The organism is Umezawaea sp. NPDC059074, from assembly GCF_042738955.1.
In the GTDB taxonomy this organism is placed as follows: Bacteria; Actinomycetota; Actinomycetes; order Mycobacteriales; family Pseudonocardiaceae; genus Umezawaea.
This window is the reverse complement of sequence record NZ_JBHYHC010000052.1, coordinates 41,747-67,527: the sequence shown is the minus strand read 5'-3', so window position 1 is coordinate 67,527 and position 25,781 is coordinate 41,747. Positions and strand designations below refer to the sequence as shown.

General features: G+C 71.2%; 27 protein-coding genes. 18 read left to right on the top strand and 9 right to left on the bottom strand.

The features are described from left to right. Positions 1–16 precede the first annotated feature (16 nt). The 3 genes from ACFWW9_RS23870 to ACFWW9_RS23860 are packed head-to-tail and all read right to left on the bottom strand — an operon-like array spanning position 17 to position 1,714. Positions 17–262 (bottom strand): Smr/MutS family protein, encoded by a 246-nt coding sequence (locus tag ACFWW9_RS23870; protein ID WP_390381863.1) that lies wholly within the window; start codon positions 260–262, stop codon positions 17–19. A 35-nt stretch (positions 263–297) separates the two neighbouring features. Next, positions 298–801, bottom strand: a complete 504-nt coding sequence (locus ACFWW9_RS23865) for a GNAT family N-acetyltransferase (RefSeq protein WP_390381860.1) — start codon at positions 799–801, stop codon at positions 298–300. Between the two features lie 10 nt (positions 802–811). Then, the gene (locus ACFWW9_RS23860; protein WP_390381856.1) at positions 812–1,714 is read right to left on the bottom strand and encodes a LysR family transcriptional regulator; all 903 of its coding nucleotides are present in this window, start codon (positions 1,712–1,714) and stop codon (positions 812–814) included. A gap of 72 nt (positions 1,715–1,786) precedes the next feature. Here ACFWW9_RS23860 and ACFWW9_RS23855 point away from each other — a divergent pair, with 72 nt between their 5' ends. The 7 genes from ACFWW9_RS23855 (at position 1,787) to ACFWW9_RS23825 (ending at position 9,692) form a co-directional block, all read left to right on the top strand. After that, positions 1,787–2,416: a succinate dehydrogenase cytochrome b subunit gene (locus tag ACFWW9_RS23855; RefSeq protein ID WP_390381853.1), complete on the top strand. Its 630-nt coding sequence runs from the start codon at positions 1,787–1,789 to the stop codon at positions 2,414–2,416. Next, positions 2,416–4,299, top strand: coding sequence for a fumarate reductase/succinate dehydrogenase flavoprotein subunit (locus ACFWW9_RS23850; RefSeq protein ID WP_390381850.1), 1,884 nt, complete (start codon positions 2,416–2,418; stop codon positions 4,297–4,299). The genes ACFWW9_RS23855 and ACFWW9_RS23850 overlap by 1 nt, the downstream gene beginning before the upstream one ends. Beyond that, entirely contained in the window at positions 4,296–5,030 is a 735-nt protein-coding gene (locus ACFWW9_RS23845; protein WP_390381847.1) for a succinate dehydrogenase/fumarate reductase iron-sulfur subunit, read from the top strand. The genes ACFWW9_RS23850 and ACFWW9_RS23845 overlap by 4 nt, the downstream gene beginning before the upstream one ends. A gap of 26 nt (positions 5,031–5,056) precedes the next feature. Beyond that, positions 5,057–5,725: a hypothetical protein gene (locus ACFWW9_RS23840; protein WP_390381844.1), complete on the top strand. Its 669-nt coding sequence runs from the start codon at positions 5,057–5,059 to the stop codon at positions 5,723–5,725. A gap of 36 nt (positions 5,726–5,761) precedes the next feature. Then, positions 5,762–7,906, top strand: coding sequence for an NAD-dependent DNA ligase LigA (gene ligA, locus ACFWW9_RS23835; RefSeq protein ID WP_390381842.1), 2,145 nt, complete (start codon positions 5,762–5,764; stop codon positions 7,904–7,906). Next, the gene (locus ACFWW9_RS23830; protein ID WP_390381839.1) at positions 7,899–8,405 is read left to right on the top strand and encodes a GNAT family N-acetyltransferase; all 507 of its coding nucleotides are present in this window, start codon (positions 7,899–7,901) and stop codon (positions 8,403–8,405) included. Before ligA ends, ACFWW9_RS23830 begins: the two co-directional genes overlap by 8 nt. A gap of 489 nt (positions 8,406–8,894) precedes the next feature. Further along, positions 8,895–9,692, top strand: a complete 798-nt coding sequence (locus tag ACFWW9_RS23825) for a hypothetical protein (RefSeq protein WP_390381836.1) — start codon at positions 8,895–8,897, stop codon at positions 9,690–9,692. On the opposite strand, the gene ACFWW9_RS23820 is transcribed toward ACFWW9_RS23825, so the two are convergent. Together ACFWW9_RS23820 and ACFWW9_RS23815 are read right to left on the bottom strand one after the other, a co-directional pair. Beyond that, positions 9,636–10,097 (bottom strand): SWIM zinc finger domain-containing protein, encoded by a 462-nt coding sequence (locus ACFWW9_RS23820; protein ID WP_390381833.1) that lies wholly within the window; start codon positions 10,095–10,097, stop codon positions 9,636–9,638. The genes ACFWW9_RS23825 and ACFWW9_RS23820 overlap by 57 nt on opposite strands. 46 nt (positions 10,098–10,143) lie before the next feature. Then, positions 10,144–10,368, bottom strand: coding sequence for a hypothetical protein (locus tag ACFWW9_RS23815; RefSeq protein ID WP_315932748.1), 225 nt, complete (start codon positions 10,366–10,368; stop codon positions 10,144–10,146). On the opposite strand from ACFWW9_RS23815, the gene ACFWW9_RS23810 reads away from it, so the two are divergent. Then, on the top strand, positions 10,367–11,200 hold the full coding sequence (locus ACFWW9_RS23810; RefSeq protein ID WP_390381829.1) for a 3-keto-5-aminohexanoate cleavage protein: 834 nt from the start codon (positions 10,367–10,369) through the stop codon (positions 11,198–11,200). The genes ACFWW9_RS23815 and ACFWW9_RS23810 overlap by 2 nt on opposite strands. A 33-nt stretch (positions 11,201–11,233) precedes the next feature. Here the strand turns inward: ACFWW9_RS23810 and ACFWW9_RS23805 are convergent, their stop codons facing one another. Together ACFWW9_RS23805 and ACFWW9_RS23800 are read right to left on the bottom strand one after the other, a co-directional pair. Continuing rightward, positions 11,234–12,046, bottom strand: a complete 813-nt coding sequence (locus ACFWW9_RS23805; RefSeq protein WP_390381826.1) for a MerR family transcriptional regulator — start codon at positions 12,044–12,046, stop codon at positions 11,234–11,236. Between the two features lie 37 nt (positions 12,047–12,083). Then, positions 12,084–12,737, bottom strand: a complete 654-nt coding sequence (locus ACFWW9_RS23800) for an ACT domain-containing protein (RefSeq protein WP_390381866.1) — start codon at positions 12,735–12,737, stop codon at positions 12,084–12,086. A 253-nt stretch (positions 12,738–12,990) separates the two neighbouring features. Between ACFWW9_RS23800 and gatC the strand changes: the two genes are divergently transcribed. The 8 genes from gatC (at position 12,991) to ACFWW9_RS23760 (ending at position 21,857) form a co-directional block, all read left to right on the top strand. Beyond that, the gene (gene gatC / locus ACFWW9_RS23795; protein WP_330881548.1) at positions 12,991–13,290 is read left to right on the top strand and encodes an Asp-tRNA(Asn)/Glu-tRNA(Gln) amidotransferase subunit GatC; all 300 of its coding nucleotides are present in this window, start codon (positions 12,991–12,993) and stop codon (positions 13,288–13,290) included. After that, complete coding sequence (gene gatA / locus ACFWW9_RS23790; RefSeq protein ID WP_390381823.1) at positions 13,287–14,798, top strand: Asp-tRNA(Asn)/Glu-tRNA(Gln) amidotransferase subunit GatA; 1,512 nt, start codon at positions 13,287–13,289, stop codon at positions 14,796–14,798. Before gatC ends, gatA begins: the two co-directional genes overlap by 4 nt. A gap of 2 nt (positions 14,799–14,800) precedes the next feature. Continuing rightward, a complete protein-coding gene (locus ACFWW9_RS23785; RefSeq protein WP_106188147.1) occupies positions 14,801–14,992 on the top strand; it encodes a hypothetical protein in 192 nt (63 codons plus the stop codon). Next, a complete protein-coding gene (gene gatB / locus ACFWW9_RS23780; protein WP_390381820.1) occupies positions 14,989–16,491 on the top strand; it encodes an Asp-tRNA(Asn)/Glu-tRNA(Gln) amidotransferase subunit GatB in 1,503 nt (500 codons plus the stop codon). Before ACFWW9_RS23785 ends, gatB begins: the two co-directional genes overlap by 4 nt. A gap of 299 nt (positions 16,492–16,790) precedes the next feature. Next, positions 16,791–17,015 carry a hypothetical protein gene (locus ACFWW9_RS23775; protein ID WP_390381817.1) on the top strand — a complete coding sequence of 75 codons (225 nt, stop codon included), beginning with the start codon at positions 16,791–16,793 and terminating at the stop codon, positions 17,013–17,015. Between the two features lie 91 nt (positions 17,016–17,106). After that, the gene (locus ACFWW9_RS23770) at positions 17,107–19,758 is read left to right on the top strand and encodes a CHAT domain-containing protein (protein ID WP_390381814.1); all 2,652 of its coding nucleotides are present in this window, start codon (positions 17,107–17,109) and stop codon (positions 19,756–19,758) included. A 632-nt stretch (positions 19,759–20,390) separates the two neighbouring features. Next, positions 20,391–21,263, top strand: a complete 873-nt coding sequence (locus ACFWW9_RS23765) for an aldo/keto reductase (protein WP_390381811.1) — start codon at positions 20,391–20,393, stop codon at positions 21,261–21,263. A 21-nt stretch (positions 21,264–21,284) separates the two neighbouring features. Continuing rightward, positions 21,285–21,857, top strand: coding sequence for a TetR family transcriptional regulator (locus ACFWW9_RS23760; protein ID WP_390381807.1), 573 nt, complete (start codon positions 21,285–21,287; stop codon positions 21,855–21,857). Here ACFWW9_RS23760 and ACFWW9_RS23755 read toward each other — a convergent pair. Continuing rightward, positions 21,854–23,047 (bottom strand): PQQ-dependent sugar dehydrogenase, encoded by a 1,194-nt coding sequence (locus ACFWW9_RS23755; RefSeq protein WP_390381805.1) that lies wholly within the window; start codon positions 23,045–23,047, stop codon positions 21,854–21,856. The genes ACFWW9_RS23760 and ACFWW9_RS23755 overlap by 4 nt on opposite strands. Before the next feature lie 11 nt (positions 23,048–23,058). Then, entirely contained in the window at positions 23,059–23,991 is a 933-nt protein-coding gene (locus ACFWW9_RS23750; protein ID WP_390381802.1) for an alpha/beta fold hydrolase, read from the bottom strand. 28 nt (positions 23,992–24,019) lie between these two features. Between ACFWW9_RS23750 and ACFWW9_RS23745 the strand changes: the two genes are divergently transcribed. Together ACFWW9_RS23745 and ACFWW9_RS23740 are read left to right on the top strand one after the other, a co-directional pair. Next, complete coding sequence (locus ACFWW9_RS23745) at positions 24,020–24,934, top strand: 2-hydroxyacid dehydrogenase (protein ID WP_390381799.1); 915 nt, start codon at positions 24,020–24,022, stop codon at positions 24,932–24,934. Positions 24,935–24,994: 60 nt separating this feature from the next. Beyond that, positions 24,995–25,702: a DoxX family protein gene (locus ACFWW9_RS23740; RefSeq protein ID WP_390381796.1), complete on the top strand. Its 708-nt coding sequence runs from the start codon at positions 24,995–24,997 to the stop codon at positions 25,700–25,702. Positions 25,703–25,781 lie beyond the last annotated feature (79 nt).

Here is a 25,781-nt window from a genome sequence, read left to right as displayed (position 1 = left end):
CTCCCGAGCGGCCACCTCACCGGAAGTGCACCAGCACCCGGCCCTCGTTGTTCGGGTCGACCTCGAACCGCCGGTAGAGCTTCTTCAGGTGTGGCTGCCCCAACACCGCCAACACCCGCTTCCGCAACGTCCCGGACCCCTTGCCGGGAATGATCTCCACGACGTCCTGCCCCTCCCGCTTCGCCCGGAAGAGCGCGGCCCGAATCGCGCTGTCGATGTCCCGATCACTCCGGAACACCCCGTGCAGGTCGACGGACAACACCCTGGACTCCTCGCTGTGGGGGACTCCCAGGGTAGTCAGAGCCGGTCGAACGGCTCCGAGTAGCGGAACGCGCCGCGCAGGCCCTCGTGGTACGCGCTCAACGTCCGCACCTGGAAGTGCGGGGACCACTCGGCCACCGGCGGCGTGATCCCGTATTCCGACGCCAGCCGGAACCCGAACCGCGAGTAGTACTCCGGACTCCCGAGCAGCACCACCAGCGGCTCGTCCAGCGCGTCCGCCGCCCCCAGGACGGCGTGCACCAGCGCCTTCCCGACGCCCGCCCGCTGGTGCGTCGGCAGAACGCTCAACGGTCCCAAGCCCAGCGCCGGGGCACCGTCCACAGTGGCCCGCGTGCACACCACGTGCCCCACGACCACCCCGTCCGCGACCGCCACCAGCGACAACGCCGGAAGCCAGCCCTCGTCGGCCCGCAGCCAGTCCACCAGCCGTTCCTCGCCCGCGGGGCGCGCGGCGAAGGCCGCCTCGGTCACGGTCCGGATCGCGTCCACGTCGGCGGGCACTTCGCGTCGAATCAGCACGCGGCGCACCCTAGTGCTCCAGCAGCCGAACCCCCGACGGCATTTCCGCGCCGCGCAGGTACCCGGACAGCACCGACCGGAACGCCCGCGCCGCGCCGGTCGGGGCCACGTCCGTGCGGTGGGCCAGCGCGATGGTCCGCTTGATGCCCGGCGCGACCAGCGGCGTCCCGTGCAGCAGCGGGCGGGTGGCCAGCACCATCGACGGCACCAGCGCGATCCCCAACCCGGCCTCCACGAACCGCAGCACGGCGTCCATCTCGCCGCCCTCGACGGAGAACCGCGGCGCGAACCCGGCCTCGTGGCAGGCGGCGACGGTGGTCTCGCGCAGGTCGTAGCCCTCGCGGAACATCACCATCGGCTCGTCGCGCAGGTCGCTCAACCGCACGCGCTCCTTGCCCAGCGGGGCGGCGGAGGCGACGACCAGGTCCTCCGACAGCAGCGGCACGGCGGACAGCGACATGCTCGGCGACACGATCACCAGCGCGAGGTCCAGCGCCCCCGCCGTGACGTCCCGCTCCAGGTCGCGGGAGCCGGACTCGGTGACCAGCAGCCGGATTCCGGGGTAGGCGTCGTGGTAGCGCTTCAGGACGTCGGCGAACAGCGATCCGCACAGGCTCGGCGGCGCGCCGACGCGCACCCGGCCGCTGCGCAGCCCGACCAGTTCGGCGACCTCCAGGTGCGCGGTGTCCACATCGGACAGGATGCGCAGCGCGATCGGCAGCAGCGCCTCGCCCGCGGGCGTCAGGGCCACGTTGCCGCGCGCTCGGGTGAACAGCTCCGCGCCCAGCTCCCGTTCGAGGGCCTGCACCTGCTTGCTGAGTGAGGGCTGCGCCACATGCGACTCCTCCGCGGCGCGGGTGAAGTGGCGCGTCCGGGCCACGGCCAGGAAGTACGCGAGCTGCTGGAGGGTCATAGTCGCAGGCTATCGAAACCAGACTTTCGATGTATTGGACGACTCGTCGAAACCGGGCCTAGCGTCGCTGACGTGCAAACACTCCGCCTGTACCGGTCCACGGTCGGCAAGAAGGCCGTCATGGCGGTCACCGGCGTGGCCCTGCTGCTGTTCGTCGTCGGGCACATGGTCGGCAACCTGGCGATCTTCTCCGGCCCCGCCGCGATCGACGGCTACGCCGCCTGGCTGCGCGAGATCGGGATCGTCTGGCCGCTGCGCTTCGGGCTCGTCATCGTCGTCGGCCTGCACATGGTCGCGGCCGTCCAACTCGCCCGCCGCGCCCGCAAGGCACGGCCGCAGGGCTACGAGCACGGCCGCCGTCCGCAGAGCTACGCCGCGCGCACGATGCGCTGGGGCGGCGTGGTCATCGCCCTCTTCGTCGTCTACCACCTGCTCGACCTCACGGCGGGCGTCGCCAACCCGCACGGCGTCCAGGGCGAGGTCTACAACAACCTCGTCGCCGACTTCCGGCTCTGGTACGTCGTGCTGGCGTACACGATCGCCGTCCTGGCGCTCGGCCTGCACCTGCGCCACGGCGTGTGGAGCGCGTTGCAGAGCCTCGGCGTCACGACCTCGCGGTCCATCGCGCTGGTCGTCGCGGGCGTGATCTGCGCGGGCTACCTGTCCGTTCCCGCCGCCGTCTTCCTGGGAGTGGTGAGCTGATGTACACCGAAGGCACCCCCATCACCGACACCAAGGCCCCCGCCGGGCCCATCGAGAACCGCTGGGAGCAGCGACGACTCTCCGCCCGGCTGGTCAACCCGGCCAACAAGCGGAAGCTGTCCGTGATCGTCGTCGGCACCGGGCTCGCGGGCGCGTCCGCCGCGGCCTCGCTGGGCGAACTCGGCTACCGCGTCACGTCGTTCTGCTACCAGGACAGCCCGCGCCGGGCGCACAGCATCGCCGCGCAGGGCGGGATCAACGCGGCCAAGAACTACCGCAACGACGGCGACAGCGTGCGGCGGCTGTTCCAGGACACGGTGAAGGGCGGCGACTTCCGGTCACGCGAGTCCAACGTGCACCGGCTGGCGGAGCTGAGCGTGCGGATCATCGACCAGTGCGTGGCACAGGGCGTGCCGTTCGCCCGCGAGTACGGCGGGCTGCTGGACACCCGGTCGTTCGGCGGCGCGCAGGTCTCCCGCACGTTCTACGCCCGCGGCCAGACCGGGCAGCAACTCCTGCTCGGCGCGTACCAGGCGATGGCCCGGCAGATCGCCGCCGGGACCGTGACCTCTTTCCCCCGCACGGAGATGCTGGACCTGGTCGTGCACGAGGGCCGGGCGCGCGGGGTCGTCGTGCGGGACCTGGTCACCGGCGAGGTCTCCGCGCACACGGCCGACGCCGTCGTGCTCGCGACCGGCGGCTACGGCAACGTGTTCCACCTGTCCACCAACGCCAAGGGCTGCAACACCACCGCGATCTGGCGGGCCCACCGGCGGGGCGCGCTGTTCGCGAACCCGTGCTTCACCCAGATCCACCCGACGTGCATCCCGATCTCCGGCGAGCACCAGTCGAAGCTGACCCTGATGAGCGAGTCGCTGCGCAACGACGGCCGCGTGTGGGTGCCCGCTGTGAAGGACGACCCGCGCCCGCCCAACGAGATCCCGGAAGCCGAGCGCGACTACTACCTGGAGCGGATGTACCCGAGCTTCGGCAACCTCGTGCCGCGCGACATCGCCTCGCGGGCCGCGAAGAACATCTCCGACGAGCGCCGCGGCGTGTACCTGGACTTCGCGGACGCCATCGCGCGGCTCGGCCGGGACGTCGTGGAAGCCCGCTACGGCAACCTGTTCGAGATGTACCAGCGGATCACCGGCGAGGACCCGTACACCGCGCCGATGCGGATCTACCCGGCCGTGCACTACACGATGGGCGGCCTGTGGGTCGACTACGACCTGCGCAGCACGATCCCCGGCCTGTTCGTCGTCGGCGAGGCCAACTTCTCCGACCACGGCGCGAACCGGCTCGGCGCGAGCGCGTTGATGCAGGGCCTGGCGGACGGCTACTTCGTGCTGCCCACCACCATCGGCGACTACCTGGCGGACGGGCCGTTCGACGCGTTCACGGCGACGACGATCGAGGTCGAGGACCGCGTGGCCGCGCTCTTGGCCGTGCAGGGCGACCGCACCGCCGAGTCGTTCCACCGCGAACTCGGCAGGCTGATGTGGGACGAGTGCGGCATGGAACGCGACGAGGCCGGTCTGCGCAAGGCCCTCGACCGCATCCCCGAGCTGCGCGCCGAGTTCTGGCGGCGGGTCAAGGTCACCGGCACCGGGGAGCAGCTGAACCAGGAGCTGGAGAAGGCCGGGCGGGTGGCCGACTTCCTCGAACTGGCCGAGCTGATGTGCGTGGACGCGCTGCACCGCACCGAGTCCTGCGGCGGCCACTTCCGGTCCGAGAGCCAGACCCCGGACGGCGAGGCGCTGCGCGACGACGAGGCGTTCAGCTACGTGGCCGCGTGGGAGCACACCGGCGGCGAACCGGTGCTGCACAAGGAACACCTGGACTTCGAGCACGTGCGACCCAGCACGAGGAGCTACAAGTGAAGCTGACCCTGCGGATCTGGCGGCAGTCCGGCCCGACCGGCTCGCTCGTCACCTACCCGATGGACGACCTGTCGCCGGACATGTCGTTCCTGGAGATGCTGGACGTCCTCAACGAGTCGCTCGTCGTGCGCGGCGAGGAGCCCGTGGCGTTCGACCACGACTGCCGCGAGGGCATCTGCGGGGCGTGCAGCCTGATGATCAACGGGGCCGCGCACGGCCCGGAGAAGGCCACGACGGCGTGCCAGCTGCACCTGCGGCACTTCTCGGACGGCGACACGGTCACCGTGGAACCGTGGCGCGCCAAGGCGTTCCCGGTCCTGCGCGACCTCGTCGTCGACCGGTCCGCGCTCGACCGGATCGTCGAGTCCGGCGGGTACATCAGCGTGCCGACCGGCAGCGCGCCGGACGCCCACGCCGCCCCCGTGCCCAAGGAGGCCGCCGACGCCGCGTTCACCTCGGCGGCGTGCATCGGCTGCGGCGCCTGCGTGGCGGCCTGCCCGAACGGCTCGGCGATGCTGTTCACCGCGGCCAAGGCCACCCACCTCGGCGCGCTCCCGCAGGGCCAACCGGAACGCTGGAGCCGCGCCGCCGACATGGTCGCGACCCACGACGACCTGGGCTTCGGCGGCTGCACCAACGCGGGCGAGTGCGTCCCGGCCTGCCCGAAGGGCATCCCGCTCACCACGATCGCCCAGCTCAACCGCGACCTGCTGCGTTCCCACCTCCGGTGACCCGCGCACGGGGTTGAATGGGGCGCATGAGCTGGTTCCGCCGTCGTCGTCCCGAACCCCTGCCGCCCGCGCACCTGCCGAACGCGCACGAGCTGGCCGTGGCGTTCTGGCAGCGGTGGTTCGAGCTGCTGCCGCGGGTGAGCGCGGCGCTCGGCGACGGCGAGCCGCACCGGGTCGAGAACGAGCTGTGCGAGCTGGTGGCGGCGTTGCACCCGGACCTGCACTTCTCGCTGGAACGGGGGCAGCGGGCGATCTACGCGCTGGTGCTGAGCGGCCAGGAGGCCCCCGGCCCGCGGCCGTACACCGACGCGTGGATCGCCGCCGCGCCGCCGGAGGACATGATCTGGGAGTACCACGACTCCGTGCCGCCGGTGCCGGACCCGACCGACGTGACGGTGAACCTCGCGGGGCACCGGCTGCGGCTCGGGGACTTCCGGGTGGTCGCGCAGGTGACCGACGGGGCCGTGGACGTGGCCGTGTACCACCCGGAGCTGGCCGAGCTGGGGGAGGAGGCGCGGCGGGCGATGACGTTCCTGCCCCTGGACGTCACCCTCGGTGAACGGCTCGCGGGCGAGTGGCTGGGGCGGGTCGAGACGGCCGCGCAGGAGCCCGCCGAGACGATCGACCTCTTGGAGCTGCGGGAACTGGTCCGTTCACTAGCCCGTGTGGACGAACCGCCCTCCTCGGGGTCGTAGTCGAAAATTGTCGGTGCCGCTCGATACGCTCCACCCGTGACCAGCACCGAGGATCTCAACCCCAGCTCAGCGGACGCCGAGGGCGTCGAGGACGTGCCCACCGACGTCCGCGAGCGCCACGCCGCCCTCGCGGAGGAACTGCTGGGCCACCAGTTCCGGTACTACGTGCTCGACTCACCGACCGTGACGGACGGCGAGTTCGACGCCCAGCTGAAGGAACTGGAGGCGCTGGAGGCGGCGCACCCGTCCCTGGTCACCCCCGAGTCGCCGTCGCAGCGCGTCGGCGGCACGTTCTCCACCGAGTTCACCGCCGTCGACCACCTCGAGCGGATGCTCAGCCTCGACAACGTGTTCGACCTGGAGGAGCTCCAGGGGTGGTTCGAGCGGATCGAGAAGGCGTTCAGCGGCACCACGCACTACCTGTGCGAGCTGAAGATCGACGGGCTCGCGATCAACCTGCTGTACCAGGACGGCAAGCTCGTCAGGGCGCTGACCAGGGGTGATGGTCGCACCGGCGAGGACGTGACGCTGAACGTGCGCACGATGGCGTCCGTGCCGCAGCGGCTGACGGGCACGGCGGAGTACCCCGTGCCCGCGCTGGTGGAGGTGCGTGGCGAGGTGTTCATGCCGGTGGAGGGGTTCGCGGAGCTGAACGCGAAGCTCGTCGAGGCGGGCAAGCCGCCGTACGCGAACCCGCGCAACACCGCCGCGGGCTCGTTGCGGCAGAAGGACCCGAAGATCACTGCCAGCAGGCCGCTGCTGCTGATCTGCCACGGCATCGGCAAGCGCGAGGGCTTCGAGCCCAGCCGCCAGTCCGAGTCGTACGAGGCGCTGCGGGCGTGGGGGCTGCCGGTGTCGACGCACACCAAGGTCCTGGAGTCGTTCGAGGAGGTCGCCAAGCACGTCGAGCACTGGGGCGCGCACCGGCACGACGCCGAGCACGAGATCGACGGCATCGTGATCAAGGTCGACGAGGTGTCCCTCCAGCGCAGGCTCGGCACGACGTCGCGCGCGCCGCGGTGGGCCATCGCGTTCAAGTACCCGCCGGAGGAGGCGACCACCACGCTGCTGGACATCAAGGTCCAGGTGGGGCGCACCGGCCGCGTGACCCCGTACGCGGTGATGACGCCGGTGAAGGTCGCGGGCTCGACGGTCGCGCGCGCCACGCTGCACAACGCCAGCGAGGTGGAGCGCAAGGGCGTGTGGATCGGCGACCGCATCGTGATCCGCAAGGCGGGCGACGTGATCCCCGAGGTGCTGGGGCCGGTGATCGACGTCCGCCCCGCCGACGCGCACCCGTTCGTGATGCCGCTGATCTGCCCCGAGTGCGGCCACCAACTGCGCCCGATGAAGGAGGGCGACGTCGACATCCGCTGCCCCAACGCGCAGGGGTGCCCCGGCCAACTGCGCGAGCGCCTGGCGTACCTGGGCAGCCGGTCGGCGCTGGACATCGAGGTGCTCGGCTACGAGGCGGCGGTCGCGCTGGCCGACTCGGACGCGTACACCGACGAGGGCGACCTGTTCTCCCTGGACGCCACGCGGCTGCTGGAGGTGGAGCTGTTCCGCACCATGCACGGCGTCCTCTCGGCCAACGCGCAGAAGCTCCTGGACAACCTCGAAGTGGCCAAGCAGCGTCCACTGTGGAGGATCATCGTCTCGCTGTCGATCCGGCACGTCGGTCCCACCGCGTCCCGCGCGCTGGCCCAGGAGTTCGGCTCGATCGAGCGCATCGCCACCGCGTCCGAGGAGGAGCTGGCGGCGGCCGAGGGGGTGGGCCCGACGATCGCGCTGGCCGTGCGCGAGTGGGCGGAGACGCCGTGGCGGCAGGACGTCGTGCGCAAGTGGCGCGAGTCCGGCGTGCGCATGGAGGAGAGCCGCGACACCAGCATCCCCCGCAACCTGGAGGGGCTGTCCATCGTCGTGACGGGCTCCTTGGAGACCTTCTCGCGTGACGAGGCGAAGGAGGCCATCCTCTCCAGGGGCGGCAAGGCCGCGGGCTCGGTGTCGAAGAAGACCGCGTTCGTGGTCGTGGGCGACGCCCCCGGCTCCAAGTACGAGAAGGCCGTCCAGCTCAAGGTCCCCGTGCTGGACGAGAACGGCTTCCGCACCCTCCTCCGGGAAGGCCCGGACGCCGCGACCGAGGTAGCCACGATCGGCGCAGACGAGGAGTCCGATGCCTGACATCGTCATCCGCCCGGCCCACCCGGAGGAGTGGGAGGAGGCGGGCCGCATCACCGTCGCCGCCTACTTGGCGGACGGCTACATCGACTCCCACGCGGGCGGCTACGCGGACCAGTTGGCCAACGCCGCCACCCGCGCCACCGAGGCCGAACTGCTGGTGGCGGTGGAGAACGACGAGGTGCTGGGCACGGTGACCATCGTGTACCCGGACACCCCGTGGTCGGAGGTCTCCAAACCGGGTGAACTCGAGTTCCGCATGCTCGCCGTCTCGCCCAAGGCCCAGGGCAAGGGCGTGGGCGGGCGCCTCGTCAAAGCCGTGCTGGCCAAGGCGAAAGAGCAGGGAATCACCCACGTGGTGATGAGCAGCTCGGAGAAGATGACCGCGGCCCACCGCCTCTACACCCGCCTGGGCTTCCACCGCCTGCCGGAACGCGACTGGCGGCCGGTCCCGGACCTCCCCCTGCTGGCCTTCGCCTTCAGCCTCGACCTGGACACCTGACCCCCGCCCACAACGGAACCGCCACGCTGGCCGCCACTGGTCGCAGCGCCCCGACCAAGCCGGGGCTGCTGTGTCGACCGGTGTTCCGGCCACCACGGTCGCAGCGCCCCGACCAAGCAGGGGCTGCTGTGCCAACCGGTGCCGCGGCCACCGCGGGTCGCAGTGCCTTCGGTCGAGCCGGGGCCGCCATGCCGGCCGGTGCTGCGGCCACGGCGGGTCGCAGTGCCTTCGGTCGAGCCGGGGCTGCTGTGCCGACCGGTGCGAACGGTCGGTCTGCGGCCGTTGTCGGACCTCGGTGTGGGCCACCCACCTCGCCACTCGCGGGGCAGGCTCCAGGTCGTGACTTCGGCGCACTCGGGGGTTCGCCCGCACGCGCCACCTCGGCACATCGAAAACGTTGTCCCACAACGACTTCCCCCAAGGCCGTAGATCGATCGTTCCCCCCACCGACCGCCACCCCGCCCACCCCTCGCGCCTAGGATCGTCCCCGTGATCCGCTTCGAGAGTGATCGACTTGGCGATCTGCACCGCTACGCCTACCTCCCCGGCGAAGACCTCCCCCTCGACGACCCCTGGGAGGGTCTGTTCGAGGAGTGGACCGACAACGGCGTTCTCCTCGCCCGCACGCCGATGACCGAGTACGCGGTCAACAACGTCAACTGCGAGGAGATAGCGGTCTACCTCGGTTTGGTGTGGCGGCTCACCGAGGGCGGTCACCGGTTCGCCATCCCGACCTACTACCGCGACGAGGCGACCCGCATCCTCGGGCGTGACCCGGTCTTCGTCGACTGGGAGTACGGCGTCGAAGCGGGTGCCCCGGACGTGGAGGCCCGTGACCAGGGCTTCGTGCCCGGCCGGGCCTGCGTGCCGTTCCGCCCCGAGCCCACCCCGTGGCAACGGGAGCACGCGGCGCATGCCGGCGTGTTCGACCTGCACGCCCCGTCCGACCTGGTCGCCCTGCTCCGCGCCACCCTCGGCGACGCCACGGCCGAGGTCACGGTCTTCGCGGTCCAGGACCGCGACCGGCTCCTGTCTGGCCTCCAGGGGAAGGAAAGACCCGAGCTGGCCGACCTCCTCGAACCGGGTGACGTGTTCGCCGACCTCACGATCGGCGTCGACGAGCCCTACACCGACTCGATCATCGTCGTCTCCCACGACGACCTGACCACCCGCATCGGCGAGGTCACCGCGCACGCCGAGCGCCGCATCGCCGAGTACCAGCCCGAGAAGCTAGCGAACATGTCCGCGTTCCTCGACGCCATGGGCCGCCTCAGCGGCTTCGCCTGACCCCGAGTCGTAGATCAGCTCGTACAGCGACCGGTCCCGCCCGGCCTGGTGGTACAGCAGCTCCACCAGCCGCTCGTGGTCCAGCGTCCGCAGGTGCAGCCGCAGTTCCACGTCCTCCGCGTCCGCGGGCGGCACCTCGTGGCCCCGGTCGAGCAGCACCAGACCGACCGCCACGAGGTGCTTGCAGAAGAACCCCTGCTCGCCGTACGGGCACGAGCACTCGCCCGCCAGCTGTCCTTCGCGCCACGCCAGCTCCACCGCGTACGAGTCCGCGCCCTCGACCCGCGCCGACACGTGTCGGCGCAGCACGCGCAGCTCGACCACCGAATCGCGGTAGCCGAGCCCGCGCCAGAACGATTTCGCGCCCGCTTTGTGCTGAAGCATCTCGGTGGTGAGCGTCGGCATGATCGTATTCAACTACGACCGCCGGGTTCACCCGCAAGTGTGGCCCTCAGCCGGAGTTCTTCTCCAGGTCCAGCAACGTCACGGCGGCCCGGAAGTACTTGTTCGTGCCCAGGTCACGCACGGTCTTGATGTTGAAAGCGGCCTTCAACTTCTCCGCGTCGCCCTCGCTGACCCCGGACAGCGCCGCCACCGGCGCGTCGAGGATGTCCGTGAGCGCCTTGTTCTCGTACGCCTTGTCCAGCAGCGAGTCGAGGTTGACCGAAACAGCCATGTCCAGCGTCCTCCTGGTACCGAGCCCGATGGTGCGCGCCGATTGTCACCGCCTTCCGCGGATCTCGCAGCGCGGAGCGAACGCCTGTGGTTACGTGGTCCTCGTGCTGCAAGCCTGCCTGAACGGCGCTCGCCCGCTCGGTTCCCACCCGGCCCTCCCGATCTCCCCGGCGCAGCTCGCCGCCGACGCCGCCGCGGTCGTGGCGCTCGGCGTCACGTCCCTCCACCTGCACCCGCGCGACCTCGTCGGCCTGGAGGTCCTCGCGGGTCCGGAGGTCGCGACGGCGGTGTCCGTCGTGCGGGCCGCGGTGCCCGGTGTGGAGATCGGCGTGACGACCGGCGCGTGGATCCAGCCCGACCCGGTTCGGCGCGCGGAGCTGGTCGCCGGGTGGGCCGGGCTGGCGGCGGGGCGGCCGGACGTCGCGTCGGTCAACGTCCACGAGGACGGCTGGCTGGAGGTGTGCGCCGCCCTGCACCGGGCCGGGATCAGGATCGAGCTCGGGGTGTTCGACGAGCGGGCCGCCCGCGCGCTCGTCGCGAACGGCCCGCCGCCGGGTTCCAGGAGGGTCCTGGCCGAGGTCCGGGCGGACGCCGACCCCGTTCCGGGCGCGGAAGCGCTGCTGCGCCTCCTGGAGCCGCTGGGGCTGCCGGTGCTGCTGCACGGCGAGGACGACGGCGCGTGGCCGGTCCTCGGCTACGCCGCCCGCCTGGAGCACGACACCCGCGTAGGTCTGGAGGACACCCTCCACCTGCCGGACGGCACCGAAGCCCCGGACAACGCCGCCCTGGTCACCCTCGCCCTGCGCACCCTCCGCGCACGAGCCCCGCGCTAGGCCGGACCCGCGCACCCAGGCCGGGAGCGCGAACTACGCCGGACCGATCGGTTCCTGCAACTCCGTCGCCCACAGCGCCTTGTCCTCCGGCAGCTCCAGGTACAGCTCCCGCGACGGCCCCAGCGTCCGGTACCCGTTGTCGTCGATCCACCGGGCCAGCGCCTGGACGTCCGGCATCACCTCGTCCATCGACCCGCGGTGCAGCAGCGTCGCCACGCTGTCGTACGCGGGCAGGTCCACCACGTCGAAGTCCGCTCCGACCACCGACGCGCCGACCTCGACGCCCGCGTGCACCTCGACCCCGTCCGGCAGGTGCCGGTAGTACGCCAGGCCGTGCCCGGTCGGCGTCACCCCCGCGGCCTCCAACCGCCGCATCAGCTCCTCGTACAGCGGCCCGATCACCGGGGTGATGTGCTCCGGGCTGAACCCGCCCGCCACCCCGCTCAACTCGGCCACCCGCACGGCCGGAACGCTCTTGACCACGACGTCCTCGGAAGGCATGAGGCCCTCCCTCTCGATCGTTCGGAGCCTCGCCTCGACGCTGGTCAGCCTGGCGCGGTCGGCGGCGATGGACGCCTCCAGCTCGGCCTGGCGCAACCGGAGCATCCCGCGCAGGGCCTCGACGCCCACCTTCTCGTCGAGGATGGCCCCGACCTGCACGAGGGTGAACCCGAGGTCCTTCAACGCGATGACGCGGTTGAGCCGGGCCAGCTGCGCGCCCTCGTACGACCGGTACCCGGTGAACCGGTCGACGTGCGCCGGCCGCAGCAGGCCGATCTCGTCGTAGTGGCGGAGCATGCGCACCGACACACGACCGTGCTTGGCGAAGTCCCCGATGCTGAACATGACGCTCCCGAGTCAACGACCTCACACGGTGTCAGGGTCAATCCGGCAGCACGACCGACACGATCCCGGCCAGGTGCGCCAGCCTGGCGACCTCGGCGGCGCGGAACATCGGCCCGCCGGGGCGGCCGACGAGCAGCACGCGGTCCGGCTTGCCCAGCGGCGTGGCGGCCAGCTCGGTGCCCAGCTCCCGCCACGTCTCCGGCACCCAGTCCTCCTCGCCGTCCAGCACGGTCGCGCGCTGGAGCGGGAACCACGGCGGGTTCGTCATGCGGGTCTCCGGGGCCGCCGAGCTGGCGGTGATCCGGTGCACGCCCTTCGCGTCGTGGCCGAGCACGACGGCCCAGCCCGCGCGGATGATCTTCGGGACGCCCTCGGTGAAGACGGCGAGGCCCTTCGCGGGCTCCTCCGCCACCTCCTCCACGAGCTCCAGCTCGCGGTGGGTGTCCAGCACGCCCGCGTACGGGCGCACCGCGTCGACCTCGACGCCCTCGATGGACTCGGCCGCCGTGATGAGCACGTCGGGGAGCCGTCCGGACGGGAGCTCGACCACGAGGTCGTCGATCGCCACACCGCCGCCGCGTTCCACCACGTCCACGCTGAGGATGTCAGCCCCGATCTCGCCGAGCGCCGTAGCGACCGCGCCGAGCGTGCCGGGACGGTCCGGGAGTTGAACCCGGATCAGGAAGGACACGGTGAACGCCTCCATGCTCAGTGCGCGGGAGATGATCACCCGAGCTGTTTCGGTGAGCGGTACGCGCTACCGCCGACCGGTGATTCTCGCAGACGAACTATCGCTTTCCGACTCTCGTCCGACAGTTGCGGGCCGGTAAAATCGCGCGCCCGCTGTTCAGCGGTCCCCGGCAACCCGGTCGAAGCCCGTGCTGACCTCGCAATAGACTCGGGAAGTCCACGAATCCGACTACCGACCCACGGGGGTTGACGAGGTGCCCAGCATCTCCCGCGACGAGGTCGCGCACCTGGCCAAGCTGGCCAGGCTGGCCGTCACCGACGACGAGCTCGACCTGTTCGCCGGTCAGCTCGACGTCATCCTGCAGTCGGTGTCCGCGGTGGGCGACATCGCCACCGCCGACATCCCGCCGACGTCGCACGCCGTTCCGCTGACCAACGTGTTCCGCGAGGACGTGGTGCGCCCGAGCCTCGGCCAGGCCAAGACGCTCGCGGGCGCCCCCGCCGCCGAGGACGGCCGCTTCCGCGTGCCCCGAATCTTGGGTGAGGAAGCATGAGCCTGATCCGCAGCACGGCCGCCGAGCTGGCGGGCAAGATCCACAGCGGCGAGGTCTCCGCCGTCGAGGTCGCGCAGGCGCACCTCGACCGGATCTCGTCCGTCGACAAGGGGATCAACGCGTTCCTGCACGTCGACACCGAGGGCGCGCTCGCCGCGGCCAAGCAGGTCGACGACGACGTGGCCGCCGGTCGCCCGGTGGCGTCGCCGCTGGCGGGCGTGCCGCTGGCGCTCAAGGACGTGCTGGTCGCCGAGGGGATGCCGACGACCTGCGGGTCGAAGATCCTCGAGGGCTGGCACTCGCCGTACGACTCGACCGTGACGCGCAGGCTGCGCGAGGCGGGCGTGGTCATCCTCGGCAAGACCAACATGGACGAGTTCGCGATGGGCTCCTCCACGGAGAACTCCGCGTACGGCCCGACCCACAACCCGTGGGACCTGGACCGCATCCCCGGCGGCTCCGGCGGCGGCTCGTCCGCGGCGCTCGCGGCCTTCGAGGCCCCGCTGGCGATCGGCACGGACACCGGCGGCTCCATCCGCCAGCCCGGCGCGGTCACCGGCACGGTCGGCGTGAAGCCGACCTACGGCTCGGTGTCCCGTTACGGTCTGGTTGCGTTCTCCTCCTCGCTCGACCAGGCCGGGCCGTGCGCCCGCACCGTCCTCGACGCCGCTCTGCTGCACGAGGTCATCGCGGGCTACGACGAGATGGACTCCACGTCCGTCAACGCCCCCGTGCCGCCGGTCGTGGCGGCCGCCCGCGAAGGCGCGTCCGGCGACCTGTCCGGCGTCCGCGTCGGCGTCGTCACGCAGTTCAGCGGCGACGGCTACCAGCCCGGCGTGCTGGCCTCGTTCGAGGCCGCGGTCGAGCAGCTGCGCGCCCTGGGCGCGGAGGTCGTGCAGGTCTCCTGCCCGAGCTTCGACTACGCGCTGCCCGCGTACTACCTGATCGCGCCCAGCGAGGCCTCGTCCAACCTGGCCCGCTTCGACGCCATGCGCTACGGCCTGCGCGTCGGCGACGACGGCACGCACGGCGCCGAGGAGGTCATGGCCCTGACCAGGGACGCCGGGTTCGGCCCCGAGGTCAAGCGCCGCATCATGATCGGCACGTACGCGCTGTCGTCCGGCTACTACGACGCGTACTACGGCTCGGCGCAGAAGGTCCGCACGCTCATCTCGCGCGACTTCGACGCCGCGTTCGCGACCGTGGACGTGCTGGTCTCCCCGACCACGCCGACCACCGCGTTCAAGATCGGCGAGCGCTCCGGCGACCCGATGGCCATGTACAAGGCCGACCTCTGCACCATCCCGTCGAACCTGGCGGGCAACGCGGCGATGAACGTCCCGAGTGGACTGTCCGCCGACGACGGCCTGCCCGTCGGTCTCCAGATCATGGCTCCGCCGCTCCAGGACCACCGCATGTACCGGGTCGCAGCCGCCTACGAGGTCGCGCGCGACGCGGCACAGGGCGGTCCGCTCATCCAGCGCGTCCCGCAGTTGGAAGGGATCTGACGATGAGGAAAGCCCGAGGGATCATGGGCCTGCTCGGCGCGGTCGCCGCCGCCGCGAGCGCCTTCTCCACCCTGCGCACCGCGAGGGGTGACAAGGACAAGCTGGCGCTCGCCAACGCGGCCGCCAGCATCGCCGTCGCGATCACCGGCGCGGCGCTGGCCGTGCGAGGTTTGCGGAAGGACGGGAAAGCGTGACGAGCGTTGCTGACCTGATGGACTACGACGAGGTCGTCACGCGGTTCGACCCGATGCTGGGCCTCGAGGTGCACGTCGAGCTGCACACGAAGACCAAGATGTTCTGCGGCTGCGCCAACGAGTTCGGCGGCGAGCCGAACACGCACGTGTGCCCGGTCTGCCTGGCCGCGCCCGGCGCGCTGCCGGTCGTGAACGGCGTGGCGGTTGAGTCGGCGATCCGGATCGGTCTCGCGCTGAACTGCGAGATCGCGGAGTGGTGCCGCTTCGCGCGGAAGAACTACTTCTACCCGGACATGCCGAAGAACTTCCAGACGTCCCAGTACGACGAGCCGATCGCGTTCAACGGCTACCTCGACGTGACGCTGGACGACGGCGAGATCTTCCGCGTGGAGATCGAGCGCGCGCACATGGAGGAGGACACCGGCAAGTCGCTGCACGTCGGCGGCACGGCCGGTCGCATCCACGGCGCGGAGCACTCGCTGCTCGACTACAACCGCGCCGGTGTGCCGCTGATCGAGATCGTCACGAAGATGATCCCCGGCACGGCCGAGCGCGCGCCCGAGGTGGCCCGCGCGTACGTGAGCGCGCTGCGCGACCTGCTCAAGGCGCTCGACGTGTCCGACGTCCGGATGGACCAGGGCTCGCTGCGCTGCGACGCCAACGTCTCGTTGAGCCCCAAGGACTCCGGCGTGCTGGGCACGCGCACCGAGACGAAGAACGTCAACTCGCTGCGCAGCGTCGAGCGGGCCGTGCGGTTCGAGATGACCCGCCAGGCCGCGATCCTCGCCGAGGGCGGCGAGATCGTGCAGGAGACGCGGCACTTCGAGGAGGCCTCCGGCACGACCCGCGCGGGTCGTCGCAAGGAGACCGCCGAGGACTACCGGTACTTCCCGGAGCCCGACCTCGTGCCCATCGCGCCGTCGCGCGAGTGGGTCGAGGAGCTGCGCCTCACGCTGCCCGAGATGCCCGCGGAGCGCCGCAAGCGCATCAAGGCCGAGTGGAGCCTGACCGACGCCGAGCTGCGCGACCTGGTCAACGCGGACGCGATCGACCTCGTCGCGGCCACCGTCGAGGCGGGCGCGACGTCCGTCGAGGCGCGGTCGTGGTGGGTGTCGTACCTGATGCAGCAGGCCAACACCCGCGGCGTGGAGCTGGGCGAGCTGCCCATCACCCCGGCGCAGGTGGCGAAGGTCGTCGCGCTCGTCAACGAGGGCGCGCTGACCAACAAGCTGGCCCGCGAGGTCGTCATCGGCGTCCTGGACGGCGAGGGCGAGCCGGAGCAGGTCGTCGAGGCTCGCGGCCTGAAGGTCGTGTCCGACGACGGCGCGCTGGAGAAGGCCGTCGACGAGGCCCTCGCGGCGCAGCCGGACGTCGCGGACAAGATCCGCGACGGCAAGGTCGCCGCGGCCGGGGCCATCGTCGGCGCGGTCATGAAGGCGACCAAGGGGCAGGCGGACGCGAAGCGCGTGCGCGAACTCGTGATCGCCCGCTGCTCGTAGCGGTATTCCACGTCGGAGGCGTTGTCCGATCCGCTTTTATGCGGACTGGACAACGCCTCCGCTGCGTTATGGGCTTGCTCCGAACGGGTGGTGCTTGTCGCGTCAAGCTGCCGTCAGTCCTGGTCAGACCTCACCTGAGTCTTATTTCTGGTCGCAATGGGTGAAATTACTCATCGAAGATGCGTCCATCTGTGTAAGGCTTAGGCCGTTCATCAAGCCGGGGGGCTTGAGAATGATCATGAAATGCCGGATCAGGTAACCGACCCGGAAGGGTCGCCTGTTGTTAGGGGAGAACAACCATGGCTGACAACGACCCCAAGTTCGCCGACGACGTGATCACCGCCTTGGACGACACCACCCCGCCCGAGGGCGGCGACGGCGGCGCCGAGACCAACGGCGGCCCGTACCAGACCCACGGCGAGCCCGTGCCCGCTCCGACCCCGGTGCCCGGTGGCGGCGGCGGTGGCGCCATCCCGAACGGCGGCCCGTACCAGACCCACAGCGAGCCGGTGCCCGCGAAGTAGTCCCCACCCGCGTGACGCCCATCGGGCACTGGCCGCCGGACGGTTCCGCACCGACTGGCAGTCAGTGCCCGATTATCGTTTGTGCTCTTATATGTTAGTGCCTGCGTCATCGTCGAAGAGCGCGCCGCGAGGCGGCTCCCGCCCCGCGGACCCCGAAGAGCTCGTCCGCCGCGCGCGCGAGTTCCACCGCACCGGCAAAGCCACCACGGTGGCGGGCAAGCACCTCAAGGCCGCCGCCCTGCTGCGCAGGGGACTGGCGCTGCTCGACCACCACAGCGTGGACGACGTCACCCGCATCGAGGTCCGCACCCGGCTCCTGGTCACCCTCTCGTGGTGCCTCGCCGAGACCAGCCACGTCGACGACGGCCTCGCCCTGCTGTCCGGCGCGCGCGAGGACCTGGCGCTGTTCCACGACTTCCCGGAGCGCGACGAGCTGCTCAGCCTGCTCGACGGCAACCGCGCGGTCCTCCTCTTCCGCGTCGGCAGGCTGGAGGAGGGCATCACCTACATCGACTCCGACGTCGACCACCACGAACGGCGGCTCGCCGAAGGGGTCGGCGACGTCGCCGCGGTGGTGAAGTCGCTGGTCGTCGCACTGACCAACCGCGGGAACGCCTACGGCGAGCTCCACCGCATCACGCAGGCGACCCGCGACCTCAACCGCGTCGTGGACCTGTCGACCGAGCACCGGATCCCGATCAGCGCCGCCATCGCGACCCACGCGCTCGGCAACGTGCAGCAGCGCGCCGGCGACCTGCCCGCGGCGTTGCGCAGCTACGAGGACGCCAACCGCGCGTACCAGGAGCTGGAGCCGGGGATGCTGCTGCGGCTGCGGATCGACCAGGCCGAGGCGATGATCAGCGTCGGGCTCGTGGACGAGGCCGGGCGGCACCTGGACGAGGTGCTGCCGGAGTTGCGGAAGCAGCGCGTGGGGCAGGACATCGCCGAGGCCGAGCTGTTCCGCGCGGCGGCGGCGCTGCTCGACGGCGAGCTGCCGATGGCGAAGCGGATGGCGAACTCGGCCCAGCGCAAGCTGATCCGGCGCGGCAGCCCGGCGTGGGCGGCGGTCGCCGGGTTGATCGTGCTGCGGGTGGACGTGCTGCGGGCGTTGGACACCGCCCGCCCGTCGGCGCGGGTCGTCGACCGGGCGTTGGAGCTGGCCGAACGCCTGTCCGCGCAGAAGCTGCGCGACCAGGCCGCCGTGGCGCAGGCGCTGGCCGTGCGGGTGGAGGTGCGGCGGGGCAACCTCGACCGCGCCGCCGAGCTGCTGCGGAACGTGCCGGGCACCCGCCGCACGAGCCCGATCGACCGCCGGATGCTGCTCCGGCTGTGCCGCGCGGAGCTGGCGCTGGCCACCGGCAACCGGCGGGCGGCGTTGGCCCAGGCCAAGGCGGGCCTGGCCGAGCTGGGGCGGCTGCGGGACCAGATGGGCGGCCTGGAACTGGTGTCCGGGACCGCGCTGCACGGCCGTGAGCTGGGTGAGCTGGCGGTGCGGCTGGTGCTCGACGGCACCGGGTCCGCCGTGGACGCCAAGCGGCTGTTCACCTGGCTGGAGCGGACCCGTGCGCAGATGTACCGGTACGAGCCGGTCGCGTCCACTGTGGACGCGGAGCTGGTGGACAGCATCGCCGAGGTCCGGCAGCTCAGCCGAGCGCTGCTGCGGGCGAGGCTGGACGGCAACCCGACGGCCAGGCTGGAAGCCCGCTACGCCACCAGCCAGCGCGACGCCATGCGACTCGGCTGGAGCGCCAGCCCGTGGGGCAAGGCCCGGCCGGTGGCCGACATCAAGGAGGTGTCGGCCGAGCTGGGCGACCGGGCGATGATCAGCTTCGCGTCGTCCGGCGACGCGATGGTGGCCGTCGTGATCGCGGGCGGCCGGGTGCGGATGGTGCGACTGGGATCCGCCGCCGAAGCCACCGAGGCGGCGTTGAAGTTGCACGCCGACCTGAACGCCTTGGCCCCGGACTACCTGCCCGCGCCGTTGGCGGAGGTCATCTCCATCTCGGCGCGGCGGCAGGCGGACCGGTTGGACCGGCAGTTGCTCCAGCCGTTGGCGGAGTTCGTCGGGGACCGGGAGTTGGTGATCGTGCCGACCGGGCCGCTGTACGTCGTGCCGTGGGGGGTGTTGGCGTTGTGCAAGTCGCGGCCGACGATCGTGGTGCCTTCGGCGACCGCCTGGCTTGCCACCAGTCAGGCCGGGGTGGATTCGGCGGGTGGGGTGTTGTTGGTGCGGGGGCCGGGGTTGCAGGCCGCCGAGGGGGAGATTGGCAAGCTCGCTGGTTATCACGTGGACGCCACCGCTTTGGGGGGTGAGGCGGCTCGGGTGGGGACGGTGCTGGAGGCGTTGGACGGGGTGACACTGGCCCACATCGCGGCGCACGGGGAGCACGAGCCGGAGAACGCGTTGTTCTCGCGGTTGGAGTTGGCGGACGGGGCGTTGTTCGCGCACGAGGTGGGGCGGGTGCGTCGGCCGCCTCGGCAGGTGGTGTTGGCGGCATGCGAGCTGGCGTTGAACCGCATTCGGCCGGGGGATGAGGCGTTGGGGTTCGCTGGGGCGATGCTGGCGAGTGGGGCTCATACGGTGATCGCGGCGTCTAGTCGGGTGGGGGACGAGCCCGCCGCGGCGGCGATGGGGGACTACCACCGGGGGTTGGCTTCCGGGGCGTCGCCGGCGGTGGCGTTGGCGGACGCGATCGCGATCGATCCGTTGCGGCGGCCGTTCGTGTGCTTGGGGTCTGGGTGAGGTGACCCTCGGGTCTTGGGTGGCTTTCGGTTCCAGCGTGGTTGATCGGCGGCCGCGGCTTCGAGATGGGTCACCGGGCGGCTTCGACTTCCAGCGTGCTGTGTCCGATTTGATTTGGGGCCCCTAGATTTGCCCCTTGATCGGGCCAAAAGGCAGTGCCCGAAAGCTCTGCCCGATCTCCAATTGTAAGGGGCAAATCCCCCAAATAAAATCGGCCACGGTCCCACCAGTCCCCGCCGATCCCGTCGTGGTCGCCAACTCTTGCCAACCCCGCCGGTCTTGTCGTAGGCGCCAATCCTTGCACCTCCGCCGGTCTTGTCGTAGTCGCCAACTCTTGCACTCCCGCCGGTTCCGTCGTGGTCGCTAGCTCTTGCCAGCCCCGCTGGTCTTGTCGTGGTCGCTAGCTCTTGCCAACCCTGCTGGTCTTGTCGTGGTCGCCAACCCTTGCCAACCCCCTGCCGGTCCCGTCGTGGTCTCCCCGCCTGGGCGGTTACAAGTTTCAAGACTTGTAACCTGTCATGTTCGCGGCTACGGTCTTGCGTGTGGAGATGAGACGGCTTGGTGTTGGTGGTCCGCTTGTCGCGTCGGTCGGCCTGGGGTGTGGGCCTATGTCTTCTTCCGATGGTGTGGGTGTGGAGACGATTCGTGCTGCCATCGATGCCGGGATCGCGGTGATCGACACTGCGGACTTCTACGGCAATGGGCACAACGAGTGGCTTATCCGCCAGGCCTTGCGTGACGGTGATCGTGAGCGGGTTGTCATCAGTGACAAGTTCGGTGGGCTTCGGGATCCTGCTGGGCGGTTCATCGGGTTGGATGCGCGGCCAGTGCACGTGAAGAGTGCGTTGGCCTACTCGTTGCAGCGGCTCGGGACTGACTACATCGATGTTTACCGGCCTGCTCGGCTTGATCCCGCTGTGCCGATCGAGGACACCGTTGGGGCCATCGCGGAGATGGTCGAGGCTGGGTGGGTGCGGCACATCGGGTTGTCCGAGGTGGGGGTCGAGACGATTCGGCGGGCCTGTGCGGTGCATCCGATCGTGGATTTGCAGATCGAGTACTCGCTGTTCAGCCGGGGTGTTGAGCGGTCGATCCTGGGGGTCTGCCGGGAACTCGGGGTGGGGATCACGGCGTATGGGGTTCTGGCTCACGGGTTGTTGACCGGGGCGTACGCGGGGGGTGGGGAGGTTGGGCACTTGCCGTGGTTTCACGGGGACAACCTGGGTGCCAACCTGGCGTTGGTGGAGCGGTTGCGGGTGGTGGCCGAGGCTCGGGGGGTGACGGTCGCGCAGCTTGCCGTGGCGTGGGTGTTGGCGCAGGGGGACGACATCGTCGCGTTGGTGGGGGCCAGTCGTCCTGGGCGGATCGCGGACGCGGTGGTGGCTGGTGGGTTGGTGTTGAGTGGTGCGGAGTTGGCCGCGATCGAAGCCGCCGTGCCTGTTGGGGCGGTGGCGGGGACGCGGTATGCCGCGCCGTTGATGGCCTTGCTCGACAGCGAGCGGTGACGCGGGGGTTAAGGTCTGGCGGTGTTGGACGTCGAGGCGATCATGGTGGCCACCGAGGAAGTGTTGCGGCGGCACGGGTCGTCGAAGGCGACAGTTGTGGACGTCGCCAAGGTGTTGGGTGTCAGCCACGCCGCCGTGTACCGGTACTTCCCCTCCAAGGCCGCGTTGCGCGAGGCCGTGACGCGGCGGTGGTTGGGGCGGGTGTTCGACGAGCTCGCCGTGGCGGACGACTCGACCTTGGCACCGCCGGAGCGGTTGCGGGGCTGGTTGGTCGCGCTCTACCAGGCGAAACGGCGGTCGGCTGTCGGGGAACCCGAGTTGTTCGAGACGTACCGGGTCATCGCCGAGGAGAGTCCCGCCGCCACCGGGGAGCACGTCGTGGCGTTGTTGCGGCAGTTGGAGGGGATCGTCGTCGCCGGGGTCGAAGCCGGGGACTTCGTCGCCGACGATCCGGCCGTGACGGCTCGGGTCGTGTTCGAGGCGACGCAGTCCTTCCACCACCCCGCGCACGTGGGGGAGTGGGGGCTGCCCGACCGCGACGAACTGCTCGACGGCGTGTGCGCGCTCGTCGTGAACGGGCTGCGGGCCCGCTAGTCCTTGCTGCCGCCCGCGGAGCTGTCGCGGACGACGATGACCACGCGGTCGTCGCTGGAGATCGGGGCTCCGCCCGGCGCCTTGTTCACCGTGCCGACCAGCGCCGTGTTGTCGTCCAGCGCGACGAGCGGGCCGATGCGGCCGAAGCCGTTCTCCTTGTCCAGGAACGGTTCCGGCTTGCCGGTGAAGCTGCCCTCGGGGTTCATCGCGATCATCTGCGTGCCCGGCGTGTTCGAGGTGGCGACCCACATCATGTTCGTCAGGGACGCGCAGCCGCCGACGCCCGGCTTGTCCGGCCACGTCCACGCGGGCGTGCCCAGCGGCTTGCCCGCGTCGACCTTGTAGAGCACGTCCGCGGTCGCGGTGGCGTCCGTGACCCACGTCTTGCTGCCGTCCGCGGAGACGCAGACGCCGCCGGGCGAGCGCAGGCCCGCGGCGATGACCGCCGACCCCGCCGTGGGGTTGCCCTTGGCGGGCTGGCCCGCCGAGTCGATGCGGAGGACCTTGCCCGCCAGCGACGCCGGGTCGGCCGCGGCGGCGGGGTTGCCCGCGTCGCCGGTCGCGACCAGCAGCGCGCCGTCACGGTCGTAGCCCAGCACGCCGCGGTTGCCGGTCGGGCCCTTCGGGATGCCCGTCAGGACCGGCTTGGGCGTGTCGCCGGGGGCGATGCGCATGACGCGGTTGTCCGTGTCGGTGGTCAGGTAGACGTAGACGAGCTGGTCCTCGGCGTAGGTCGGCGAGAGCGTCAGGCCCGTGAGGCCGCCGTCGCTCGTGGCGTCCACGGCGAAGCTCGCGACCTCGACCGGGTCGGTCTCCTTGCTGACCTTGAGCAGCTTGCCGGTCGTCCGCTCGGTCGCCAGCGCCGTCACGACGCCGGTCGTCTGGTTCACGTCCATCAGCGCCACCCCGGAGATGGGGTTCAGGCAGGTCGCCACGACGGCGGGGTTGAAGTCCTTGCAGCCCTCCGGCGGGGGCACGGACGTCGGGGGCTGGCCGCCCTGCTGCTGGCCGCCGCCCTGCGGGAGGCCGCCCGGCATCTCCGGCGTCGGGCCCGCCTGCGGCGTGAGCTGCGGCTGCGCGCTCCAACCCGCGGGTGACGGCTGCTCGGGGAAACTCGCGCAGCCCGCCGCGAGCAGGCCGATGGCCGTGCTCGCCAGCACCGCGCGGAGCACCCGCTGAGGACGTGACACGAGGGCTGACACTAGGCGTGGCGCCGTGAACCCGAGGTGAGCGGCGGTGGCGGGTCGAGGTCGCACAGGGCGCGGTGCACGGCGTCGACCCGGTCGACGAGGAGCAGCAGCTCGTCGGCGACCACGTCGGGCGCCTCCAACGGCAGGAAGTGGCTGGTCGGCAGCACCCTGACCCGTGCCTGGGGGAGCGCGCCCGCGGGGCCCGCCATGCTCTCCGGCGACGCGAGGACGTCGTACCGGCCCGCCAGGACCGTTGTGGGGCACGTCACGCCCGCGAGGTTCTGCCGAGGGGTCTGGCCGAGCGCGAGCGCCAGGGTGAAGTACCAGCTCCAGTCGTGCAGCAGGAACCTCTTCATCGACCCCGCCACGGCCTCGGGCGCGCTGGAGGACAGCATCAGCCCGCTGTGCCGGAGCAGGAACGTGGTCACGTCGTTGATCGGCGTCCGGTGCAGCACGAAGTCCAGCAGCGGACCCGCCGCGCGCAACGTCTTCGCGCCGGTCAGGCCGATCGCCCGGCGCAGCTCCGACGGCAGGCCGGAGATGCCGAGCATCGACTCGAAGGAGTCGCCCGGCGCGCCCGCGACCAGCATCAGGCCGGACACCCGCTCCGGGTGCCGCAGCGCCAGCTCGGCCGCCACGGTCACGCCCATCGACCAGCCGAGCACCACGCACGACTCGACCCCGGCGTCGTCCAGGACCGCCAGCGCGTCGGCCACGTGGTCGGCGAGCCCGATCCGCGACTCGTCCTCCGGCCGCGCCGACCCCATCGTGCCGCGGTGGTACCAGCTCAGCGCCTGGACGCCCGCCGTCGGCAGCAGCAGCGTCGGCCACGTCTCCGGTGTCGTGCCCAGTCCGGGGCACAGCAGGACGGTGGGGCCCTCGGTGGAGGTGCGCCACACCCTGATCCGCGTGCCGTCCCCGCTGATGACGTCGTGCTCCCGCATGGCGAGGAGTGTGCCGTAGCGTGACCTCGTGACGCTCATCGTGCTGGTCCCCGATGACTACGGCGTGTCGGCGCTGTCCTCCGTGGACGGTGTCCGCCCCGTCCGCTACCAGCCTGGCGAGCCGCTGCCGCCGGAAGCGGCGGACGCGCGGGTGTTCGTGCCGAAGTTCCTCCAGGGCTCGAACCCCGCCGAGGTCTACGCCCAGCTGCCGAGGCTCGAACTCGTGCAGCTGCTCAGCGCGGGCGCGGAGCGGTTCGTCGGGCAGGTCCCGGAGGGCGTGCTGCTGTCCACGTGCCGCGGCGCGCACGGCGGCAGCACCGCGGAGTGGGCGATCGGCGCGCTGATCGCGATCTACCGCGACTTCCCCGTGTTCGAGGCGGCCCGGCTGGAGCGCCGCTGGGACTACCACGTCACCGAGACCCTCCAGGACAAGCGCGTCCTCGTCGTCGGCGCGGGCGACCTGGGCGAGCAGTTCCGCCGCAGGCTCGAACCGTTCGACGCGACCGCCACCCTCGTCGGCCGCACGGCCCGCGACGGCGTCCACGGCATGACCGAGCTGCCCGCGCTGCTGCCCGAGCACGACGCCGTGCTGATCGTCGTCCCGCTGACCGACGAGACCACGCGCATGGTCGACGCCGAGTTCCTCGCCGCGATGCCGGACCGCGCGATCCTGGTCAACGCCGCCCGCGGCCCGGTCGTCGACACCGACGCCCTGCTCGCCGAGCTGACCAGCGGCCGCCTGCGCGCCGCGCTGGACGTGACGGACCCCGAGCCGCTGCCCGCCGAACATCCACTGTGGACCGCGCCCGGCCTGTTCCTCACGCCCCACACGGCGGGCAGTTGCACGGGCGCGGACCGCCGCGGGTACGCCGTCGTGGCCTCCGAGGTGGCCCGCTTCGCGGCCGGTGAGCAGCCCGCCAACCTGGTGAAAGGCGACTACTGACCCCCGCTGGTGCGGATGGGCTCTCGCCAACGGGGTCGTAGTCTCCTATCGTGCCGGGTCGTGGCTACTCACGACGATCGCTCGGCAGGCGCAGGCGGCTATTCCGACGACGGCTTCTACCTGTCGAGCGGGTCCGGCGGTGGCGTGCACCACTTCGACGACGGGACGCAGTCGTTCGACTCGACGACGAAGTCCTTCGACAACACCGGCTACACCCCGGTCGACCCGGTCGCGTCGCACTACGAGGACGAGGACGACCGCCGCCGGGTGTTCGGCTGGAACGGCGGCACGGACCTCGGCCTGTTCGTGCTGCGCGTCGGCCTCGGCGCGGCGTTCGTCGTCCACGGCCTCCAGAAGGTGTTCGCCATGTTCGGCGGACCGGGCATCGACGGCTTCGCCAAGTTCCTCGAGACGTCCGGCTTCCGCGAGGCGAAGATCCTCTCGTGGGTCACCGGCATCACCGAACTGGGCGGCGGCGCGCTCCTGATCCTCGGCCTCTTCACGCCGTTGGCGGCCGCGGGCATCCTCGGCGTGATGGCCAACGCGATCGTCGTGAAGTGGGGCGGCGGCTTCTTCGGCGCACCGGGCGTGGAACAGGAGTCGTCGTTCGCCGTGATGGCGTTCGCCCTGCTGTTCACCGGCCCCGGCCGAGCCGCACTGGACTACGGCCGCTCCTGGTTCCGCAGGCCGCTGCTGAGCGGCACGATCTTCCTGTTCATCGCCGCCGCGGCCGTCGCCGCGACGCTGTACGTGTTCCGGTCGGTGTAGTGGTGGGGGGGGGCGGGGGGACCCCCCCCCCCCCACCCCGGTAACACCGTTGGGCACCATATGGTAAGAGGGCGGAGTT

Coding starts and splice junctions, on each gene's coding strand:
- ACFWW9_RS23860 (WP_390381856.1), bottom strand. CDS start 1,714: ATGACCCTCCAGCAGCTCGCGTACTTCCTGGCCGTGGCCCGGACGCGC.
- ACFWW9_RS23850 (WP_390381850.1), top strand. CDS start 2,416: ATGTACACCGAAGGCACCCCCATCACCGACACCAAGGCCCCCGCCGGG.
- ACFWW9_RS23840 (WP_390381844.1), top strand. CDS start 5,057: ATGAGCTGGTTCCGCCGTCGTCGTCCCGAACCCCTGCCGCCCGCGCAC.
- ACFWW9_RS23830 (WP_390381839.1), top strand. CDS start 7,899: ATGCCTGACATCGTCATCCGCCCGGCCCACCCGGAGGAGTGGGAGGAG.
- ACFWW9_RS23820 (WP_390381833.1), bottom strand. CDS start 10,097: ATGCCGACGCTCACCACCGAGATGCTTCAGCACAAAGCGGGCGCGAAA.
- ACFWW9_RS23810 (WP_390381829.1), top strand. CDS start 10,367: ATGTCCAGCGTCCTCCTGGTACCGAGCCCGATGGTGCGCGCCGATTGT.
- ACFWW9_RS23815 (WP_315932748.1), bottom strand. CDS start 10,368: ATGGCTGTTTCGGTCAACCTCGACTCGCTGCTGGACAAGGCGTACGAG.
- ACFWW9_RS23805 (WP_390381826.1), bottom strand. CDS start 12,046: ATGTTCAGCATCGGGGACTTCGCCAAGCACGGTCGTGTGTCGGTGCGC.
- gatA (WP_390381823.1), top strand. CDS start 13,287: ATGAGCCTGATCCGCAGCACGGCCGCCGAGCTGGCGGGCAAGATCCAC.
- ACFWW9_RS23785 (WP_106188147.1), top strand. CDS start 14,801: ATGAGGAAAGCCCGAGGGATCATGGGCCTGCTCGGCGCGGTCGCCGCC.
- ACFWW9_RS23775 (WP_390381817.1), top strand. CDS start 16,791: ATGGCTGACAACGACCCCAAGTTCGCCGACGACGTGATCACCGCCTTG.
- ACFWW9_RS23770 (WP_390381814.1), top strand. CDS start 17,107: ATGTTAGTGCCTGCGTCATCGTCGAAGAGCGCGCCGCGAGGCGGCTCC.
- ACFWW9_RS23750 (WP_390381802.1), bottom strand. CDS start 23,991: ATGCGGGAGCACGACGTCATCAGCGGGGACGGCACGCGGATCAGGGTG.